Origin of the sequence: Methylobacterium endophyticum (assembly GCF_050591105.1) — a bacterium.
Lineage (GTDB): Bacteria > Pseudomonadota > Alphaproteobacteria > Rhizobiales > Beijerinckiaceae > Methylobacterium.
This window is the reverse complement of sequence record NZ_JBNHES010000003.1, coordinates 15145-33640: the sequence shown is the minus strand read 5'-3', so window position 1 is coordinate 33640 and position 18496 is coordinate 15145. Positions and strand designations below refer to the sequence as shown.

The following is an 18496-nucleotide window of genomic DNA, read 5'->3' as shown; positions in this document are numbered from 1 at the left end:
CAGCATTCGGCGGGCGGCCGGTCCGGCGGCGATCATCGGAGACGACCGACGCCATGTTCCCGATCCGCAAGCACTCGGACGCCGCCGCCAAGCTCGCCGCCCTCGACCGCGTCCAGGCCGTCATCGAGTTCGACCTCTCCGGCAATGTCCTGACGGCCAACGAGAATTTCCTCTCCGTTGTCGGCTACACCCTGCCTGAGATCGCGGGCCGCCATCACGGCCTGTTCGTCGATCCCAAGGAGCGCGACAGCGACGCCTACCGCGCCTTCTGGCAGCGCCTGCGCGAGGGCCGCTTCGAGGCGGCGCAGTTCCGGCGGATCGCCAAGGACGGCCGCGACGTCTGGATCCAGGCCTCCTACAACCCGATCGCCGGGCGCGACGGGCGGCCCTGCAAGATCGTCAAGTTCGCCACCGACATCACCCGGCAGAAGGCGGAGGATGCCGACCGCGCCGGCCAGATCGCGGCGATCCGCAAGGCGCAGGCCGTCATCGAATTCGGCACCGACGGCATCATCCTCGACGCCAACGACAACTTCCTCTCGACCCTCGGCTACACGCTGCCCGAGATCCGGGGGCGCCACCATTCCCTGTTCGTCGAGCCGGCCTACGCGGCGGGGGCCGAATACGCCGCCTTCTGGGCCGCGCTGAAGGGGGGCGCCTATCAGGCGGCCCAGTACCGGCGCCTCGGCAAGGGCGGCCGGGAGGTCTGGATCCAGGCCTCCTACAACCCGATCCTCGACGCGGCCGGGCGGCCCTACAAGATCGTGAAGTTCGCCACCGACATCACCGAGCAGGTCCAGTTGCTCGCCAACCTGCGCCGCATGATCGACGAGAATTTCGGCGAGATCGACCGGGCCGTGGACCACTCCTCGCAAGCCTCGCGGACGGCATCGGACGCGGCCGGGACCACCGCCGGCAACGTCCAGGCCATGGCGGCGGCCTCAGAGGAGCTCGCGGCCTCCGTCGCCGAGGTGGCGCAGAGCATGGCGCGCTCGCGCGCCGCGAGCGACGACGCCACCGCCGAGGTGCGCACCGCCGACGGCTACGCGAACCGGCTCTCCGACGCGGCGCGCTCGATGAGCGGCATCGTCGGGCTGATCCAGTCGATCGCGGCGCAGATCAACCTGCTCGCCCTCAACGCCACCATCGAGGCGGCCCGCTCGGGGGAGGCCGGACGCGGCTTCGCCGTGGTCGCCCAGGAGGTGAAGCACCTCGCGGCGCAGGCCTCGCAGGCCACTGAGCAGATCAACGGCGAGATCAACGGCATGCAGGCGATCTCGGCCAACGTCGTCGGCGCCCTCGCCTCGATCCGGGCCTGCGTCGACACCATGCGCGAGCAGGTCGTCACCACCGCCGCCGCCCTCGAGGAGCAGAGCGCCGTCACGCACGACCTGTCGGTGAACATGCAGCAGGCGTCGGGCGCCGTCTCGGACATCGCCACCAGCATCTCGGCGATCTCCTCGGCGGTGACGCAGGTCTCCGGCGCCGTCGCCACCACCCGCGACGCGGCGCAGGTGCTGGCGCGCTAGCCGCGCGCTGCCCGTCCACGATACGGGGACGCGCATATTTGCGCAGGCTTGCCCGGCTTATGGGCACGCCAAGTCCCTGAAGCCGCGCGATGATCCCGGCGTGCATACACGCCAGGAGGTCACATGAGCGCGATCGTTTCGCCGCCGGCGGTCCATCCCGTCGACGAGGTGCTGCCCGCCCCGCGCCTGTTCGCGCTGGGCCTCCAGCATGTGCTGGTCATGTACGCGAACGCGGTGGCCGTGCCGCTCATCATCGGCGCGGCGCTGAAGCTGCCGAAAGAGCAGATCGCGATGCTCATCAACGCGGATCTCTTCGCCTGCGGCATCGCCACCCTCGTGCAGACCATCGGCTTCGGCCCCTTCGGCATCAGGCTGCCGGTCATCATGGGCGTGACGGCGGTCTCGATCTCGCCGATGCTCGCCATGGCGGCGATGCCCGGCGTCGGGCTCACCGGCATCTACGGGGCGGTGATCGTCGGCGGCCTGTTCGGCCTGTGCGTGGCGCCCTTCGTGCGGCACGTCCTGCGCTTCTTCCCGGCGGTGGTCACGGGCACGATCATCACCATGATCGGCATCGTGCTGATGCGCGTCGGCGTGAACTGGGCGGGCGGGGGCGCGGCGGCGGCCGATTTCGGCGCGGCCGGCTATCTTCTCGTCGCGGCGCTGGTGCTCGGCATCATCCTCGTGGTGATCCGCTTCGGCACGGGCTTCCTCGCCAACACCGCCGTGCTGATCGGCGTGATCGCCGGCTACCTCGTCACCGTCGCGCTGGGCTGGACCGACTTCTCCGGCATCCAGGCCGAGCCATGGCTGCGGGTGGTGCTGCCGCTCCAGTTCGGCGTGCCGACCTTCCACCTCATCCCCTGCCTGACCATGTGCCTGGTCGTCACCATCGTGTTCATCGAAGCCACCGGCATGTTCCTGGCGCTCGGCGCCATGACCGGGCGCGAGGTCGGGGCCGAGGACATCAAGCGGGGCCTGCGCGCGGACGCCCTCGGCACCCTGATCGGGGGCGTGTTCAACACCTTCCCCTACGTGTCCTACTCGCAGAACATCGGGCTCGTGGGCGTCACCAACGTCTACAGCCGCTGGGTGTGCGTGGCCGGCGGGATCATCATGCTGGCCCTCGGGATGGTGCCGAAGCTCGCCTTCGTCGTCGCCACCGTGCCGCAATGCGTGCTGGGCGGGGCCGGCTTCATCATGTTCGGCATGGTCGCCGCCACGGGCATCAAGATCCTCAAGCAGGTCGACTACGTGAAGGCGCCTCACAACACGCTGGTAGTGGCGATCTCCATCGGCTTCGGGCTGATCCCGATCGTGGCGCCGAACTTCTTCCGGATCATGCCGGCCGAGCTGAAGCCGATCTTCGGCGACGGCATCATCCTCACCTCGATCGCGGCGGTACTGCTCAACGCCTATTTCAACCGCACGACGCAGGAAGAGGCCGCCGGGGACGCCGTGCTCGCGGCCGAGGGCGCGAGCCATATCTGAGGGAACGAGAGGCCCCGCTCAGCCGAGCGCCCGGACCAGATCCCGGAAGCGGTCCCCCCGGACCTCGAAATTCGGGAACTGGTCGTAGGAGGCGCAGGCCGGCGAGAGCAGCACCACCGGCTCCGCCGCCCCCGACGCGGCGGCGGCTTGCGCCGCGGCCGGCACCGCGACCTCGAGGGTCTCGCAGCGCGTATAGGGCACGGCGCCCTCGAGGGTCGCCGCGAAGGCGTCGGAGGCGGCCCCGATCAGGTAGGCGTGGGCGACCCGGTCGAAGAGCGGCACCAGCGGGAAGATGCCGCCGTCCTTGGCCTTGCCGCCGAGGATCCAGTGCACGTCGCGGAAGGCGGTGAGCGCCTTCTCGGTGGAATCGGCGTTCGTCGCCTTCGAATCGTTGACGAAGAGCACGGCGCCGCGCCGGCCGACCTCCTCCATCCGGTGCGGCAGGCCGGGGAACGAGCGAAGCCCCGCCTGGATCGCGTCGTCGGACAGGCCGACCGCCCGGCAGGCGGCCACCGCCACGGCGGCGTTCTGCCAGTTATGGGCGCCGCGCAGGCTTCCGATGCCGGTCACGTCCGCAACCACCCGGCCCTCGCCGTCGATCACGGTCGCGTCCCGCGCGGTCAGCCCGTCGAAGGATGCCGGCCCCTGGGCGAGGCCGGGGGGCACCACATGGACCCGCACCAGCGGCCCCTCGCGGCGCTCCGCGACGGCGCGGCTCCAGGCATCGTCGATGCCGATCACCGCGAGCCCGGCCGAGGCCACCAGCCGCTCCTTGATCGCGGCATAGCTCTCCATGGCGCCGTGCCGGTCGAGATGGTCGGGCGTGATGTTCATCAGCACGCCGACGCTGGGATCGAGCGAAGGCGTCAGGTCGATCTGGAACGAGGACAGCTCGACGACGTGGACCCGGCTCTCGGAGGGCGGCTCCAGCGACAGGATGGCGGTGCCGATATTGCCGCCCATCTGCACGTCGCGGCCGGCCTCGCGCAGGACATGCGCGATCAGCGCCGTCGTCGTCGACTTGCCGTTGGTGCCGGTGATGGCGACGAAGGGCGCCTGCGGTGCGATCGCCGCCCGCTCCCGGCAGAAGAGCTCGATATCGCCGACGATCTCGACGCCGGCCGCCTTGGCGAGCCCCACCGTCCAATGCGGAACGGGATGGGTGAGCGGCACGCCGGGCGCCAGCACCAGCGCGGCGAACTCCGAGAAATCCGCCTCGCGCAGGTCCGCCGTCGCGATGCCCCTCTCGCGGGCCCGCTCCACCGCCGCGGCGCCGTCGTCCCAGGCGACGACCTCGGCGCCACCCTCCTTCAGGGCGAGGGCGGTGGCGAGGCCGGAGCCGCCGAGACCGAACAGAGCGACCTTGCGGCCGGCGAAGGTGGTGACGGGGGTCATTCGGTACGTCCGCACTCAGGCTTTGCGCATCCTCGGACCGCGGCGAAGGCCGCCGCGGGACCGAACGCGCTTCCTAGCCGGCTCGGAGCGCCGGTGGAAAGAGCAGCCCGCCCTCAGCGCAGCTTCAGCGTGGCGAGGCCGGCCAGCGCCAGGATCACGGCGATGATCCAGAAGCGGATGACGACCTGGGCCTCCTTCCAGCCCTTCTGCTCGAAATGGTGGTGGATCGGCGCCATGCGGAAGACGCGCTTGCCCGTGAGCTTGAAGGACGCGACCTGGATGATGACCGACATCATCTCCAGCACGAACAGGCCGCCGACGATGGCCAGCACGACCTCGTGCTTCGTCGCCACCGCGATGGTGCCGAGCAGGCCGCCCAAGGCCAGCGAGCCGGTATCGCCCATGAAGATCTGCGCCGGCGGCGCGTTGAACCACAGGAAGCCGAGCCCCGCCCCGATCACCGCGCCGCAGACCACGGCGAGCTCGCCGGTGTCGCGCACGTAGTTCACCTGGAGGTAGCTCGCGGTGAAGCTGTTGCCGACGAGATAGGCGATGACGCCGAAGGTGCCGCAGGCGATCATCACCGGCACGATGGCGAGCCCGTCGAGCCCGTCGGTCATGTTCACGGCGTTGCCGGCGCCCACGATCACGAAGCCGCCGAACAGCACGTAGAACCAGCCGAGATTGAGCAGCGCGTCCTTGAAGACGGGAAAGGCGAGCTGGTTCTTCAGCGCCATCGGCGAGTACAGCGCGATGACGATGCAGGCGGAGATCGCGAGCAGCGCCTCGAGCGCCAGCCGGAAGCGGCCGGAAAAGCCCTTGTGCGACTGCTTCGTCACCTTGAGGTAGTCGTCGTAGAAGCCGATCGCGCCGAAGCCCAGCGTCACGGCCAGCGTGATCCAGACATAGTGGTTGCGCGGGTTCGCCCAGAGCAGCACCGCCACCAGGAAGCCGGCGAGGATCATCAGCCCGCCCATGGTCGGCGTGCCGCGCTTCGTCAGCAGGTGGGTCTGCGGCCCGTCCTCGCGGATCGGCTGGCCCTTGCCCTGACGCAGGCGCAGCAGGGAGATGATCCAGGGCCCGAACCAGAACACGAACAGGCCCGCCGTGAACAGCGCCCCTCCGGTGCGGAAGGTGATGTAGCGGAAGACGTTGAGGGCCGAGAGCGTGCCGCTCAGGTCGGAGAGGAGATACAGCATGAGGGCTCTCTGCCGCTGGTCATTCGGGGAAAGCTGATCTTGGAAATCCGGTCTTGGAGCCGGGCTTCGCGGCGACGGCTCATCGCGGGGCGGCGGAGAGCAGCGGGTCGCGCCCGTCCGCCGCGTAGCGGCCCTTGAGGGCCTCCACGATCCCGCCCATGCGGATGCTGTTCGAGCCCTTGACCATCACGGCGTCGCCCGCCCGCAAAGCGCCGGAGAGCGGCTCGACGAGATCGGCGGAGGTCGCGGCGGCGACGCCCCGGCGCGAGACGGGCAGCGCCTCGAACAGGTGGCGCATCATCGGGCCGGCGGTGAAGACGGTATCGATGCCCGCCGCCTCGACCGCCTGCGCCAGCCCGCGATGGTGCTCCTCGGAGGAGGCGCCGAGCTCCAGCATGTCGCCGAGCACGGCGATGCGGCGGCCGCGCGGGCCGGTCTCGACGGCGGCGAGGGTCGCGAGCGCGGCGCGCACGGAAGCGGGGTTGGCGTTGTAGCTCTCGTCCACGAGGAAGGCCTCGCCCTCCCCGATCCTGAGCGCGGTGCGCTCGCCGCGCCCGACCGGCGGCCGCAGCCCGGCGAGCGACAGGGCGGCGCGGGCGAGATCGGCGCCGAGCGCGTGGATCACCGCCATCACGCCGAGGGAGTTCATGGCGACGTGCCGGCCCGGCGTGCCGAGCTGGTAGGTCACGGGGATGCCCATCACGCTGGCATCGACCACCGAGAGGTCGGGCCGCAGCACGATGCGGTTGGCGCGCACATCGGCTTCCGGGTGCTCGCCGAAGCTGACGATGCGACCGGCCTTGGACGCCTGGGCATGGGCGGCAAGCCGCGAAAAACTCGGGTTGTCGCGGTTGATGACCGCGACGCCCCCGGCGGACAACCCGGAAAAGATCTCGCCCTTGGCGTCGGCGATAGCCGAGAGCGAGCGGAAATGCTCGATATGCACGGGCTCGACGGTGGTGACGAGCGCCACGTCGGGCCGCACCTGGGCCACCAGCGGCAGGATCTCGGCGCCGTGGTTCATGCCAATCTCGAAGACGCCGTAGCGGCTCGCCTGGGGCATCCGCGCCAGCGTCAGGGGCACGCCCCAGTGGTTGTTGTAGGAGGCGGCCGAGGCGTGGGTCGGCCCTTGCGCCGAGAGGACGTGGCGAAGCGCTTCCTTGGTGCCGGTCTTGCCGACCGAGCCCGTCACCGCGACGATCTGCGCTTGCGTGCGGGCACGCGCCGCCAGCCCGAGCGCGCGCATGGCGTCGAGCACCGGATCGGCGGCGGCGCCGGGAACCGCGAGCACCGCGCCGGCCCCGGCGAACTCGCCCGCCCGGTCGGCCGCGACCACGGCGGCGGAGGCGCCGCGCGAGAGGGCGTCGCGCACGAAGTCGTGGCCGTCGCGGGCGTCGCCCCGGATGGCGAAGAAGAGGTCGCCCGGCTTCAGCGTGCGCGTGTCGATGGAGGCGCCGGAGACGGGTTTCGGCGCGCCGACGAGCCGGCCGCCGGTGGCGGCCTCCAGGGCATCGGGCGTCCAGAGGGGCGTGTCGATCATGGTCCCACCTGCGCGATTGCCGCGCGGATCACCGCGTGATCCGAGAACGGGAGGACGCGTTCCCCCACGATCTGGCCGGTTTCATGGCCCTTGCCGGCCACCACCAGAACGTCGCCCGGCGACAGGCCCGTGACGGCGGCGCGGATCGCCTCTCCCCGGTCGCCGATCTCGACGGCCCCCGGCGCGGCGGCGAGGATAGCGGCGCGGATGCTCGCCGGCTCCTCGCCGCGCGGATTGTCGTCGGTGACGATGACGGTGTCGGCGAGCCGCGCCGCGATCCCGCCCATGATCGGCCGCTTGCCGCGATCGCGGTCGCCGCCGCAACCGAAGACGACGACGAGCTTGCCCGCCGCGAAGGGGCGCAGCGCGGTGAGCACATGCTCCAGCGCCTCGGGCTTGTGGGCGTAGTCGACGAGGCAGAGCGCCCCGTTCGCCTCGCCGATCCGCTCCATGCGGCCGGGCACCCCTGTGAGGTGCTCGAGCGCGGCGAAGACGCCGGCCGGATCGGTCCTGCCGGCAGGTGTCGCGAGCACGAGGCCGGCGGCGAGAAGCGCGTTCTCGACCTGGAAGCCACCGACGAGGGGCAGGCGCACTATGCGCTCGACATCCTGCTGTGGGTGCCGGCCACCGGGTGTGCGCAGGTGCAGGCGCTGGTGAAAACCCTCGGCTGTTGCCGAGAGCAGCTTCACCGTCTCGCCGGCTCGCCCTGTGGTTCGGACATGGAGCCTGCGCGCGTAGGCGGCCTCGATCACGCGCTCGGCGTAAGGGCCGTCCGCGTTGACGAAGGCTGGAATGCCAGGCTGCGCCAGGGTGTCGAACAGCCGGAGCTTGGCCGCGAGATAGTCCTCAACGGTAGCGTGGTAGTCGAGATGGTCGCGGCCGAGATTGGTGAAGCCCACCGCGCTCAGGCGCACCCCGTCGAGGCGGCGCTGCTCGATGCCGTGGGAGGAGGCCTCCATCGCGAGATCGGTGATGCCCTCCTCGGCGAGCCGCGCCAGGGTCCGGTGGAGCGTCACCGGGTCGGGCGTGGTCAGCGAGCCGTATTCGGCGCCCCGGCTGGTGACGATGCCGACCGTGCCGAGGCTCGCCGACTCGCGGCCGAGCCGGGCGAGGATCTGGCGGACGAAATCGGCCACCGAGCTTTTGCCGCTGGTGCCCGTCACCGCCACCACGATCTCCGGCTGGCGGCCGGCGAGGCGCGCGGCGGCGAGCGCCAGCGCGCGGCGCGCATCCGCGACGGCGATCCAGGCGGTGGCCGCCGGCAGATCGGAGGGCCGCGCGCCCTCGCCCACCACGGCCACGGCGCCGGCCTCCGCCGCCTTCGCCGCGAAGAGCCGGCCGTCCGCCCTGGTGCCGGGCACGGCCACGAAGACGGAGCCGGGCCCGACCTGCCGGCTGTCGGCGGTCAGCCCCGTGACGGCGCGCGAGGCCGCGTCGGGCGCGGCCTCGGGGAACAGGGCGCCGAGGGTCGGCGCGAGGGTCGGCGCGCTCACGGGCCGCCGACCTGGGTGGCGTGATAGGCGCCGAGCCGCACCATCTGCGGGAAGGGGTTCTTCGGCGGCTCGAATTTCGGCGGCAGGCCGAGGATGGGGGCGACGCGCTCGATGACGCGCCCCGTCACCACGCCGGAGTTCCAGGCGGCGGTGGCGTAGCCGCCGCTCTCGGGCAGGCCCTGCGGCTCGTCCATGATGGTGACGAAGAGGTATTTCGGCTTGTCCATGGGGGCGGCGGCCATGAAGGTCGTGAACAGGCGGTTCTTCACGTAGCGCCCGCCGATGACCTTCTCGGCCGTGCCGGTCTTGCCGCCGACGAAGTAGTAGGGAATCGCCGCCTTCTTGGCCGAGCCCTCGACGGCGTTGAGGCGCATGATGAAGCGCATCGCCTCGCTGGTCTGGGGCGAGAGGACGTGGCTCGCCTTGGCGCGGGCCTCCTCCTCGGTGGTCTTGAGGAAGGTCGGGATCATCAGGTCGCCGCCATTGGCGATGGCGCCGACCGCCGCCGCCGCCTGGATCGGCGCCACGGCGAGGCCGTGCCCGAAGGCGATGGTGATGGTGTTGATCTCGGTCCAGCGCGGCGGGACGATGGGGGAGGCGCTCTCCGGCAGCTCCGTGCGCATGCGGTCGAGCAGGCCCATCTTCTTCAGGAAGGCCTTGTGGCCGGTCACGCCGACGCCGAGCGCCATCTTGGCCGAGCCGATGTTGGAGGAGTGCGTGAACACCTCCGGCATGGTGATGAGCCGGTTGGTGCCGTGGTACTCGTGGATCTTCTGGCGGCCCCAGCTCAGCACGCCGCCGCGGGTGTCGAAGGTCGAGTTGACGTTGTACTTGCCCGACTCGAGCGCCATCGCCAGCGTCATCGCCTTGAAGGTCGAGCCCATCTCGTAGACGCCGACGTTCATCCGGTTGATGCGGTCGGGCGAGAGCGCGTCGGCGGGGTTCGACGGGTCGAAATCCGGCAGCGAGACCAACGCGATCACCTCGCCGGTGGTCACGTCGAGGATCATCGAGGCGCCGGCCTTGGCCTTGAAGTGCTCGACGCCCTTGGCCAGCTCGTCGCGCACGGCGAACTGCGCGCGCAGGTCGAGGGAGAGCTGCACCGGCTTCAGGTCGGTCTGCTTCTCGATCAGGCCGAAATCGTTGAGGGCCTTGTTGCCCTGGTTGTCGATGTACTTCTCGATGCCGGCGATGCCGACATTGTCGAGATTCGTCGCGCCGAGGACATGGGCGGCGGCGAACCCGTTCGGGTAGACGCGCTTGTGGTCGGGCAGGAAGCCGATGCCGGGGATGCCCAGCCGATGCACCTCGGCCTGCTGCTTCGGGGTCAGCTCGCGCTTCACCCAGACGAAGCCGGCGCCCTTCCTGTCCTTCTTCTGCGTGAGCTTGGCGCGCAGCTCGGCGGCGTTCAGCTCCGGCAGCACGGCGGTGAGGAGCTCGACCGCCTCGTCCTTGTCGTAGATGTTGCCGGGCTCGGCGAAGACCGAGACCGTGCGGATGTCGGTGGCCAGGATCTCGCCGTTGCGGTCGATGATATCGGGCCGGATGGCGGTGGTCGCGGCGGCGGCGATCCGGTGCTCGTTGCTCGGCGGCTCGCCGAAGGCGGCAACCGACAGGAGCCGCACGGCGATGGCGCCGAACACCCCGGCGAAGGCGAGCCCCACGATGCCGACGCGCGTGTGGCTGCGCTCGATCGCCAGGCGGAACATGGAGCGGGCGAGCCCCTTCAGGCGGCCCTCGCGCGGGGCCGCCGCCGGGGCCTCATGCGGAACGGTTTCCGCGGCGGGCTCGTCGGCGGGCGCTTCGGGATGCTGGGATGCGTCGTCGGACACGGGGATGCTACCTCGAAACCGTGGTCGGGGTGCGGGTCGTCGTCGTGCGCGGGATCGAGCCGGTGGTGCGCGGCTCGGGCCGCTCCTTCGGGGTCGCGGTGGCCGTCGCGGCGAGCAGCCGGCCGATCTCGTCGCCGCGCTCGCGCCGCGCGGGCAGGTCGGAGACGCGCCCGAGATGCTCGGTGCCGATGGGCTCGAGCGCCAGATGCTTGTCGACCGCCGCCTGGAGCCGGTCGGGCCGGGTCAGGAGCTGCCACTCGGCCTTGAGCACGGCGATGGCCTGGCGCTCGGTATGGAGCTGGCTCTTGAGCTTCGAGACCTGACCCGCCTGGTAGAGCGTGTCGTACTTGATCGAGTAGGCGTAGATCGCCGAGGCGACGAGCCCGATGATCGCGAGGAGGTTGAGCAGGCGGATCACCGGCGGCCTCCGGGAAGGGGCGTGTCGCCCGGCAGCGCGGCGAGCGCCTCCAGGCTGGAGAGCGGTTCGGCGGCGGGAACCTCGGTGCGCTCGGCCGCGCGCAGCTTCGCCGAGCGCGAGCGCGGGTTGGCGGCCATCTCCGCCTCGGAGGGCAGCACCGGCCCCTTGGTCACGGGCAGGAAGCTCCTGGGCGCCGGGCGCTCGACGCTCGGCACATGCCGCGAGGCCTGCACCGCGCGGCCGGAGCGGGCCGAGAGGAACTGCTTGACGATGCGGTCCTCGAGCGAATGGAACGTCACCACCGCGAGCCGGCCGCCGGGCTTCAGGAGCCGCTCGGCCGCGTGCAGCGCCCGCACCAGCTCGCCGAGCTCGTCGTTGACCGCGATGCGCAGGCCCTGGAACGTGCGCGTCGCCGGGTGGATGCCGCTGGCGGGATCGGTCCGCACCACGCCGGCGACGAGATCGGCGAGCTGCGCCGTGGTCTCGATGCGGCCGCGCCGGCGCGCCTCGATGATGGCGCGGGCGACCGCGCGCGAGCGCCGCTCCTCGCCGTAATGGAAGACGATGTCGGCGAGCTGGGCCTCCTCGGCCCCGTTGACGATGTCGGCGGCGCTGATCCCGTCGCGCGACATGCGCATGTCGAGGGGGCCGTCCTGGCGGAAGGAGAAGCCGCGCTCGGCCTGGTCGATCTGCATCGAGGAGACGCCGATATCGAGCACCACCCAATCCGCCGGCTCGGCCGCGAGGGCATCGAGGGCGCCGAACCGGCCCGCCGCCAGCCGCAGCCGGCCGCCGGATTCGGCCGCCAGCCCCTCGCCGGCTGCGAGGGCGCCGGGATCGCGGTCGATGGCGACGACGCGCAGGTCGGGGTGCCCGGCGAGCAGGGCGCGGGTGTAGCCGCCGGCCCCGAATGTTCCGTCGACGGCGAGCCCCGGCCGGTCCGCGGCGAGCGCCTCGAGCACGGCGTCGAGCAGCACCGGCACATGCGGCGCGGACGAGGCAGGCGGGGCGGCCATGACGCGGCGCGCGTTCATCGCGAACCGCCCGGCGAGCGGGAGGCGGCGACGGCGCGCGATGCGAATGCGGCGTCCGGTGCGAATCGGATCATGCGGCCCTGCGGCGCGGGAGGAGACGGCGTCCGCCGAGGGGCGTCGGCCACGGCCATACGCGCGAACACGCCCCCAGGTTTCCCTGGGAACGTCCGCCGATCCGCAAATCGCCGCTGACGGTGTGGTGCCGGGTAACATGGGCCTCTGAGCGTCGTCAACGAGATGCGGGCAGGGTCGCCGACGCTGCCGATCAGACCTCAGCAAGGTTAATCGAGGGTAAGCGTTCTCGGGAAAAACCGGCCGCGCCGCTGGCGCCGCGCAGACGCGCGCACACCCTGGGAAGACCTTCGCCCACGAACCGGAGAACGCGGCGAAGTCTTTGGCGGCGCGGGCGAAATGCCTCGCGAAGCGACGGTCGCGGATGGATCAGCCGGCCTATAAGCCGGGTTCTGTAGGGCCCGGCGTGAAACGCCGGACGTGGCGGCCATTCCTCTGGGACGATCGTTGCCGACCGCCTCGAGCAACCAACCCGGACGACGGGCCTGGAGAGCGGGCCTGCTCCTCCTCACGGAAGAAGCGTGTCGTCCCTATTCGGTCTTGCTCCCGGTGGGGTTTGCCGTGCCGTCCGCGTTGCCGCGTCCGCGGTGCGCTCTTACCGCACCCTTTCACCCTGACCCCGGATCGGGTCCGGGGCGGTCTGCTCTCTGTGGCACTGTCCCTGGGGTCGCCCCCGCCGGACGTTATCCGGCACCGTCTCTCCATGGAGCCCGGACTTTCCTCCCCGTGCGAGCACGGAGCGGCCGCCCAGCCGGCTGATCCGCAGTCCGTTTGCGCCGGGCGCGGGGGCCGGTCAAGGCGATCCCGGCGGCAGTGCCCAAGATGCGGGCATGCCCGGATTTTCAGCCGGTGGTTGCGGAAACCCGGCGCGGTGCCACCTCTCCGGTTTCGAGAGGGCCCGCGCCTTCCGGCCGCGGGCCCCGTCACCACACGGAGGAACCCGCCATGACCGCCGACGCCTCGTCCTGGACCTTCGACGCCGTCCGCCAGCTCACCGAGATGGCGCGCGAGCGCATCCCGGTCTCCGTCATCAGCCTGAAGCTCAAGCGGCCGATCGAGGCCGTGTCGGCCAAGCTCGCCGAGCTCGGCATCACCCCGGCGGCGGAGAGCGAGTAAGGGAGCTACCAGCTCCCGGTGTTCTCCATCGAGGCCCAGGGCTCCTGCGGCGGCTTGGCCGCGCCCTTCTGAAGGATCTCGATGGAGATGCCGTCGGGCGACTTCACGAAGGCCATGTAGCCGTCCCGCGGCGGGCGGTTGATGATCACGCCCCTGTCCTTCAGCCGGGCGCAGAAGGCGTAGATGTCGTCCACCCGGTAGGCGAGATGGCCGAAATTGCGCCCGCCGGTATAGGTCTCCGGGTCCCAGTTGTAGGTCAGCTCGACGAGGGGCGACTTCTCCGCCTCGGCCCGTTCGAGGTCCCCCGGCGCGGCGAGGAAGACCAGGGTGAAGCGGCCCTTCTCGTTGTCGACCCGGCGCACCTCCTTGAGGCCGAAGGTATCGACGTAGAAGGCGAGCGCCGCGTCGAGATCGGCCACGCGGACCATCGTGTGCAGGTATTCCATCGCGCCGCGCATCCCCGGAGAGCGCCGCCCAGGGCGGCTCGGGAGCGGTATCTGGCGGCGCAATCCGGCCCGGCAAGGGGCAGGACGAGGGCCGCGCGCCTCACACGAACTGGACGTTGAGGTCGGCGCCGACCCGGCCCTTGAGCTCGCAGGCGAAGCGGCGGCCGTCGTCGTCGATCACCAGGGTGAAGCGGTTTCCCGTCGCGGCCTCGCTCCTCAGGTGAATCCGGGCGCCGCCGCTCGACAGGTTGCGCAGGGTGCAGGGGACGAGCCGGCCGCCCTCGCAGTGGAGGGTGGCGTGCAGCAGCACGCGGGAGCGGGGCTCGGCGCGGCGCTCCTCCATGCCGACGGTCCAGGCATCGAGGCTGGTGCTGATCCGCGACACGCCGCCCGCCGCCTTGCGCATGCTGACCAGGATCTCCTCGGTGGCGTGGCTCTGGCCGGTGGTGGAGGCGGCGACGCCGTCGACATAGCCCCGGATCGTGGCGATCGCCGCCGTGATCGAGGCCAGCGTCTCGGCGACGTCGTCGGAGACGTCCTGCATGCCGGCGATCTCGGCGGTGATCTTGGCGGTGGCCGCCGTGGTCTGCGCGGCGAGCCCCTTCACCTCGGTGGCGACCACGGCGAAGCCCTTGCCGGCCTCCCCCGCGCGGGCGGCCTCGATGGTGGCGTTGAGGGCCAGCAGGTTGATCTGCGAGGCGATGCCGGTGATCATCTCGACGATGCCGCCCATCGCCTGGGCCGCCTCGCGCAGGCGCGCGGTGGAGGCGTCGGCCTGATGGGTGCGGCCGTGGATCTCGTCCACGGCGGATTTCGAGAGCGCCATGCTCTCGGAGATGCCCTGCGCCGCGCTGTTCATGGCCTCGGCGGCATCGGTCACGGCCTGGACATCGTCCAGCGTGCGCTCGGCGGCCGCGACGGCGATGCCGCGGGCCTCCATGCTGCGGGAGACGTCGGTGGCGAACTTCACCACCTTCACGAGCTTGCCGTCGGGATCGAAGACGGGGTTGTAGCTCGCCTGGATCCAGATCGCCCGGCCGCCCGCGCCGAAGCGCTGGAACAGGCCCGCCGCGAACTCACCGTCGCGCAGCCGCTGCCAGAACGCCGCGTAGTCCGGCGTCTTGGCGTAGTCGGGGTTCACGAACATCGCGTGGTGGCGCCCGCGCACCTCGTCGAGCCGGTAGCCCACCGCCTTGAGGAAGTTCTCGTTGGCATCGAGGATGATGCCCGCCGGATCGAAGGCGATCACGGCCTGGGAGCGGTGCACCGCCGCGATCTGGCCGGCGGCATCGGCACTCTCGATCTTCTCGGCGGTGATGTCGGTGGCGTATTTCACGACCTTGAACGGCGTCCCGTCGATGTCGCGGATCGGGTTGTAGGTGGCCTGGAGCCAGATCTCGCGGCCACCCTTGCCGAGACGCTTGTACTCGGCCGCCTTGAACTCGCCCCGCCGCAGGCCGTCCCAGAACTCGGCATAGGCGCGGCTCTCGCCATAGCTCGGCTCCACGAACATGCGGTGATGCCGGCCCACCACCTCGTCGAGCCGGTAGCCCACCGCGTCGAGGAAGTTCGGGTTCGCGTCGAGGACGAAGCCGTCGAGGTCGAAATGGATCACGGCCTGGGCCTTGCCGATCGCCTCGATCTGGCCCGAGACCTCGGCGTTGAAGCGCTTCCGGGGGGTGATGTCGCTGGCGAACTTCACCACGCTGCGCGGACGCCCGTCGCGGTCGAGCACCGGGTTGTAGGTCGCCTGGAGCCAGAGCCGGCCGCCGGACTTCGCCACCCGCTCGAACTCGCCCGATTGCAGCTTGCCGGCGCGCAGGCCCTGCCAGAACGCCTCGTACTCGGCCGCCGCCGCGCCCTCGGGGGTCAGGAACATGCGGTGGTGCCGGCCGACGATCTCGGCGAGGTCGTATCCGACGAGGCGGAGGAAGTTCGCGTTGGCGTTGAGGATCGTCCCGTCCATCGCGAACTCGATGGTGCCGAGCGAACGGTCGAGCGCATCGAGCCAAGCCTGATTCGCGGAGAGCTTGTGCAGAACCTTCAACATGGCCCAATCGTCCCGATAGCGCCGTTCTTGCGAAAACCCTGCAAGATCGTCCGATCTGATAGATTTTCCTGGTTAACGATGCCTCAATGAGACGAAGCTGACCTGTCCGGCGGCAAGCAACTCTCGGTTTCGTGACCCGCCTCTCCCGACCCGCGACGCGCGCGTCTTGCGAAAGCGATGTTGGCGGCGCGCCGGGAGGGCGCTACCCGTCGAGGCGAGACACGCCACCGGAGAGCGACCCGAGATGCGCACCGAGACGCCGCAGACGATCCGGCTCGAGGACTACCGCCCGAGCGATCACCTCATCGACCGCGTGGAGCTCGACATCCGCCTCGATCCGCACGCCACGCGCGTGGAGGCGGTGCTCGCCGTCCGGCCGAACCCGGAGGGCGTCCCCGGCGCGCCGCTGGCCCTCGACGGGGACGACCTCGCCCTCGTCGCCGTCGAACTCGACGGGCAGCGGTTGGCGCCGGATGCCTACGCCGCCTCGCCCTCGGGGCTGATCCTGCACGCGCCGCCGCAACGGCCCTTCGTTCTGCGCGTCGAGACGCGGCTCGACCCGAGCGCCAACACCAAGCTGATGGGCCTCTACCGCTCGGGCGGGGTCTACTGCACGCAATGCGAGGCGGACGGCTTCCGGCGCATCACCTACTTCCTCGACCGGCCGGATGTGCTCTCCGTCTACACCACCCGGATCGAGGCGGAGCGGGCCGAGGCTCCGGTGCTGCTCGGCAACGGCAACCCGGTGGAGGCCGGCGACGTGCCGGGCACCGGCCGCCACTTCGCCGTCTGGCACGATCCGCATCCGAAGCCGGCTTATCTTTTCGCGCTGGTGGGCGGAAACCTCGGCGGCGTGAGGACGACCTTCACCACCATGGAGGGCCGCGAGGTGGCGGTCGGCGTCCATGTCGAGCCCGGCAAGGAGGAGCGCGCCGCCTACGCCCTCGACGCGGTGGTGCGCTCCATGCGCTGGGACGAGGAGGTCTTCGGCCGCGCCTACGACCTCGACGTGTTCAACGTCGTCGCGGTGTCGGACTTCAACATGGGCGCCATGGAGAACAAGGGCCTCAACATCTTCAACGACAAATACGTGCTCGCCAGCCCCGAGACCGCCACCGACGCCGACTATGCGCATATCGAGGCGATCATCGCGCACGAGTACTTCCACAACTGGTCGGGCAACCGCGTCACCTGCCGCGACTGGTTCCAGCTCTGCCTCAAGGAGGGGCTGACGGTCTTCCGCGACCAGGAATTCTCCTCCGACATGCGCTCGCGCGCCGTCCACCGCATCGGCGAGGTGCGGACCCTGCGCGCCCGCCAGTTCACCGAGGATGCCGGGCCGCTCGCCCATCCGGTGCGGCCTCGGCAATACGCGGAGATCAACAACTTCTACACGGCGACCGTCTACGAGAAGGGCGCCGAGATCGTGCGGATGCTCAAGACCCTCCTCGGCGAGGCGGATTTCGGCGCCGGCATGGAGCGCTACTTCGCCGACAACGACGGCCGCGCCGCCACCGTTGAGGATTTCCTGGCCGCCTTCGCCGCGGTCTCGGGCCGCGACCTCGCCGCCTTCGCGCAGTGGTACGAGCATCCCGGCACCCCGAAGCTCGCCGTCGAGGGGCGCCACGATGCCGCCTCGGCCCGCTACACCCTCTCCTTCCGCCAAGACCTGCCGAACGGCCCCGCCCTGCCGATGCCGATCGCGCTCGGCCTCGTCGGGGCCTCCGGCGCCCTCGACGGCGCGGTGTGCGAGCGGGTGCGCGACGGCGTCTTCGTGCTGGAGGGCGAGGCCGACGCGATCACCTTCGCGAACGTCCCCGAGCCGCCGGTGCCCTCGCTGCTGCGCGGCTTCTCGGCGCCCGTCCGTCTCGAGATGGCGATGGACGACGCCGACCGGCTGACCCTGCTGCGCCACGACCCCGATCCGTTCAACCGCTGGCACGCCGCCCAGAGCGTCGCCACGCGCCTCCTGGTGGACGCCTCGGCAACGGCGGACGCGCGGATGGAGGCCGGCCCCTACGCGGAAGCGCTCGCCGCCTTCCTCGACGCGGAAGCCCTCTCGGACCCGGCCTTCGCGGCGCTGGTGCTGTCGCTGCCGGGCGAGGGCGACATCGCCAACGAGATCGCGCGCAACGTCGACCCCGACGCCATCCACCGGGCCCGGACCGGCCTTCGCCGGGCGCTCGGAAGCGCCTTGGGGACGCGCCTCGCCGGCCTGCGCGACAGCCTCGCCGACGCCCCCGGCGCGCCGTTCAGCCCGGACGCCGCCTCCGCCGGGCGCCGGGCCCTGCGCAACGCGGCCCTCGACCTGATCGCCGCCGCCGACCCGGAGGCCGGCGCCGCCCTGGCGGAACGGCAGCTCACGGAGGCCGCCACCATGACCGACCGGCTCGCGGCGCTCGGCATCCTCTCGCTGATTCCCGGCGCGGCGCGCGAGCGGGCCGTCGACGGTTTCGGCGAGCGCTACGCCGCCGAGCCGCTGGTGCTCGACAAGTGGTTCGCGATCCAGGCGGCGATCCCCGAGGAGGCCACCCTGGCGCGCATCGCGCGGCTGAAGGGCCACCCGGCCTTCGCCATGACCAACCCGAACCGGGTGCGGGCGCTGATCGGCGCCTTCGCGATGGGCAATCCGACGCAGTTCGCGCGGGCCGACGGGGCGGGATTCGCGCTGCTCGCCGACACGGTGCGCGCCCTCGACGGCACCAACCCGCAGATCGCGGCCAAGCTTCTGACGGCATTCGGATCCTGGCGCATGCTGGAGCCCGGCCGGGCCGCCGCGGCGCGCGGGGTGCTGGAGGCGATCCGTTCGATTCCGAACCTGTCGCGCGACGTGGCCGACATCGTCGGGCGCACGTTAGCCGGATGAGGAGCGCGGGCGCCA

The 18496-nt window shown here is 71.1% G+C and carries 13 protein-coding genes and 1 other RNA gene; 4 read left to right on the top strand and 10 right to left on the bottom strand.

All coding sequences use genetic code 11. The features are described from left to right. Positions 1–53 precede the first annotated feature (53 nt). Entirely contained in the window at positions 54–1529 is a 1476-nt protein-coding gene (locus tag ACP56T_RS04585) for a methyl-accepting chemotaxis protein (protein ID WP_430910941.1), read from the top strand. A 123-nt stretch (positions 1530–1652) separates the two neighbouring features. Beyond that, on the top strand, positions 1653–3020 hold the full coding sequence (locus ACP56T_RS04580) for a nucleobase:cation symporter-2 family protein (RefSeq protein WP_430910940.1): 1368 nt from the start codon (positions 1653–1655) through the stop codon (positions 3018–3020). 18 nt (positions 3021–3038) lie between these two features. On the opposite strand, the gene murD is transcribed toward ACP56T_RS04580, so the two are convergent. From murD to rnpB, 8 genes are all read right to left on the bottom strand, one after another. Then, a complete protein-coding gene (murD, locus tag ACP56T_RS04575) occupies positions 3039–4415 on the bottom strand; it encodes a UDP-N-acetylmuramoyl-L-alanine--D-glutamate ligase (RefSeq protein ID WP_430910939.1) in 1377 nt (458 codons plus the stop codon). 113 nt (positions 4416–4528) lie between these two features. Continuing rightward, a complete protein-coding gene (gene mraY / locus ACP56T_RS04570) occupies positions 4529–5614 on the bottom strand; it encodes a phospho-N-acetylmuramoyl-pentapeptide-transferase (RefSeq protein WP_430910938.1) in 1086 nt (361 codons plus the stop codon). Between the two features lie 79 nt (positions 5615–5693). Further along, complete coding sequence (locus ACP56T_RS04565; RefSeq protein ID WP_430910937.1) at positions 5694–7154, bottom strand: UDP-N-acetylmuramoylalanyl-D-glutamyl-2,6-diaminopimelate--D-alanyl-D-alanine ligase; 1461 nt, start codon at positions 7152–7154, stop codon at positions 5694–5696. Next, positions 7151–8647, bottom strand: a complete 1497-nt coding sequence (locus ACP56T_RS04560; RefSeq protein ID WP_430910936.1) for a UDP-N-acetylmuramoyl-L-alanyl-D-glutamate--2,6-diaminopimelate ligase — start codon at positions 8645–8647, stop codon at positions 7151–7153. The genes ACP56T_RS04565 and ACP56T_RS04560 overlap by 4 nt, the downstream gene beginning before the upstream one ends. After that, positions 8644–10479: a peptidoglycan D,D-transpeptidase FtsI family protein gene (locus ACP56T_RS04555; protein ID WP_430910935.1), complete on the bottom strand. Its 1836-nt coding sequence runs from the start codon at positions 10477–10479 to the stop codon at positions 8644–8646. The genes ACP56T_RS04560 and ACP56T_RS04555 overlap by 4 nt, the downstream gene beginning before the upstream one ends. 7 nt (positions 10480–10486) lie before the next feature. Then, positions 10487–10897 (bottom strand): cell division protein FtsL, encoded by a 411-nt coding sequence (gene ftsL, locus ACP56T_RS04550; RefSeq protein WP_430910934.1) that lies wholly within the window; start codon positions 10895–10897, stop codon positions 10487–10489. Next, positions 10894–11931: a 16S rRNA (cytosine(1402)-N(4))-methyltransferase RsmH gene (gene rsmH, locus ACP56T_RS04545; protein ID WP_430910933.1), complete on the bottom strand. Its 1038-nt coding sequence runs from the start codon at positions 11929–11931 to the stop codon at positions 10894–10896. The genes ftsL and rsmH overlap by 4 nt, the downstream gene beginning before the upstream one ends. Before the next feature lie 437 nt (positions 11932–12368). Continuing rightward, positions 12369–12762, bottom strand: an RNA gene (rnpB, locus tag ACP56T_RS04540) — RNase P RNA component class A. Between the two features lie 186 nt (positions 12763–12948). On the opposite strand from rnpB, the gene ACP56T_RS04535 reads away from it, so the two are divergent. After that, positions 12949–13119 carry a hypothetical protein gene (locus ACP56T_RS04535; RefSeq protein ID WP_430910932.1) on the top strand — a complete coding sequence of 57 codons (171 nt, stop codon included), beginning with the start codon at positions 12949–12951 and terminating at the stop codon, positions 13117–13119. A gap of 5 nt (positions 13120–13124) precedes the next feature. On the opposite strand, the gene ACP56T_RS04530 is transcribed toward ACP56T_RS04535, so the two are convergent. Beyond that, positions 13125–13565 carry a VOC family protein gene (locus ACP56T_RS04530; RefSeq protein ID WP_430910931.1) on the bottom strand — a complete coding sequence of 147 codons (441 nt, stop codon included), beginning with the start codon at positions 13563–13565 and terminating at the stop codon, positions 13125–13127. A gap of 100 nt (positions 13566–13665) precedes the next feature. Beyond that, on the bottom strand, positions 13666–15615 hold the full coding sequence (locus ACP56T_RS04525) for a methyl-accepting chemotaxis protein (protein WP_430910930.1): 1950 nt from the start codon (positions 15613–15615) through the stop codon (positions 13666–13668). Positions 15616–15859: 244 nt separating this feature from the next. On the opposite strand from ACP56T_RS04525, the gene pepN reads away from it, so the two are divergent. Continuing rightward, positions 15860–18481, top strand: a complete 2622-nt coding sequence (gene pepN, locus ACP56T_RS04520) for an aminopeptidase N (protein ID WP_430910929.1) — start codon at positions 15860–15862, stop codon at positions 18479–18481. Positions 18482–18496: the final 15 nt, after the last annotated feature.

Bases quoted from the DNA above. Each gene is read 5' to 3' on its own strand.
- ACP56T_RS04565 (WP_430910937.1), bottom strand. From the start codon at position 7,154: ATGATCGACACGCCCCTCTGGACGCCCGATGCCCTGGAGGCCGCCACC.
- rsmH (WP_430910933.1), bottom strand. From the start codon at position 11,931: ATGAACGCGCGCCGCGTCATGGCCGCCCCGCCTGCCTCGTCCGCGCCG.
- ACP56T_RS04585 (WP_430910941.1), top strand. From the start codon at position 54: ATGTTCCCGATCCGCAAGCACTCGGACGCCGCCGCCAAGCTCGCCGCC.
- ACP56T_RS04535 (WP_430910932.1), top strand. From the start codon at position 12,949: ATGACCGCCGACGCCTCGTCCTGGACCTTCGACGCCGTCCGCCAGCTC.
- ACP56T_RS04530 (WP_430910931.1), bottom strand. From the start codon at position 13,565: ATGGAATACCTGCACACGATGGTCCGCGTGGCCGATCTCGACGCGGCG.
- ACP56T_RS04525 (WP_430910930.1), bottom strand. From the start codon at position 15,615: ATGTTGAAGGTTCTGCACAAGCTCTCCGCGAATCAGGCTTGGCTCGAT.
- murD (WP_430910939.1), bottom strand. From the start codon at position 4,415: ATGACCCCCGTCACCACCTTCGCCGGCCGCAAGGTCGCTCTGTTCGGT.
- mraY (WP_430910938.1), bottom strand. From the start codon at position 5,614: ATGCTGTATCTCCTCTCCGACCTGAGCGGCACGCTCTCGGCCCTCAAC.
- pepN (WP_430910929.1), top strand. From the start codon at position 15,860: ATGCGCACCGAGACGCCGCAGACGATCCGGCTCGAGGACTACCGCCCG.
- ACP56T_RS04580 (WP_430910940.1), top strand. From the start codon at position 1,653: ATGAGCGCGATCGTTTCGCCGCCGGCGGTCCATCCCGTCGACGAGGTG.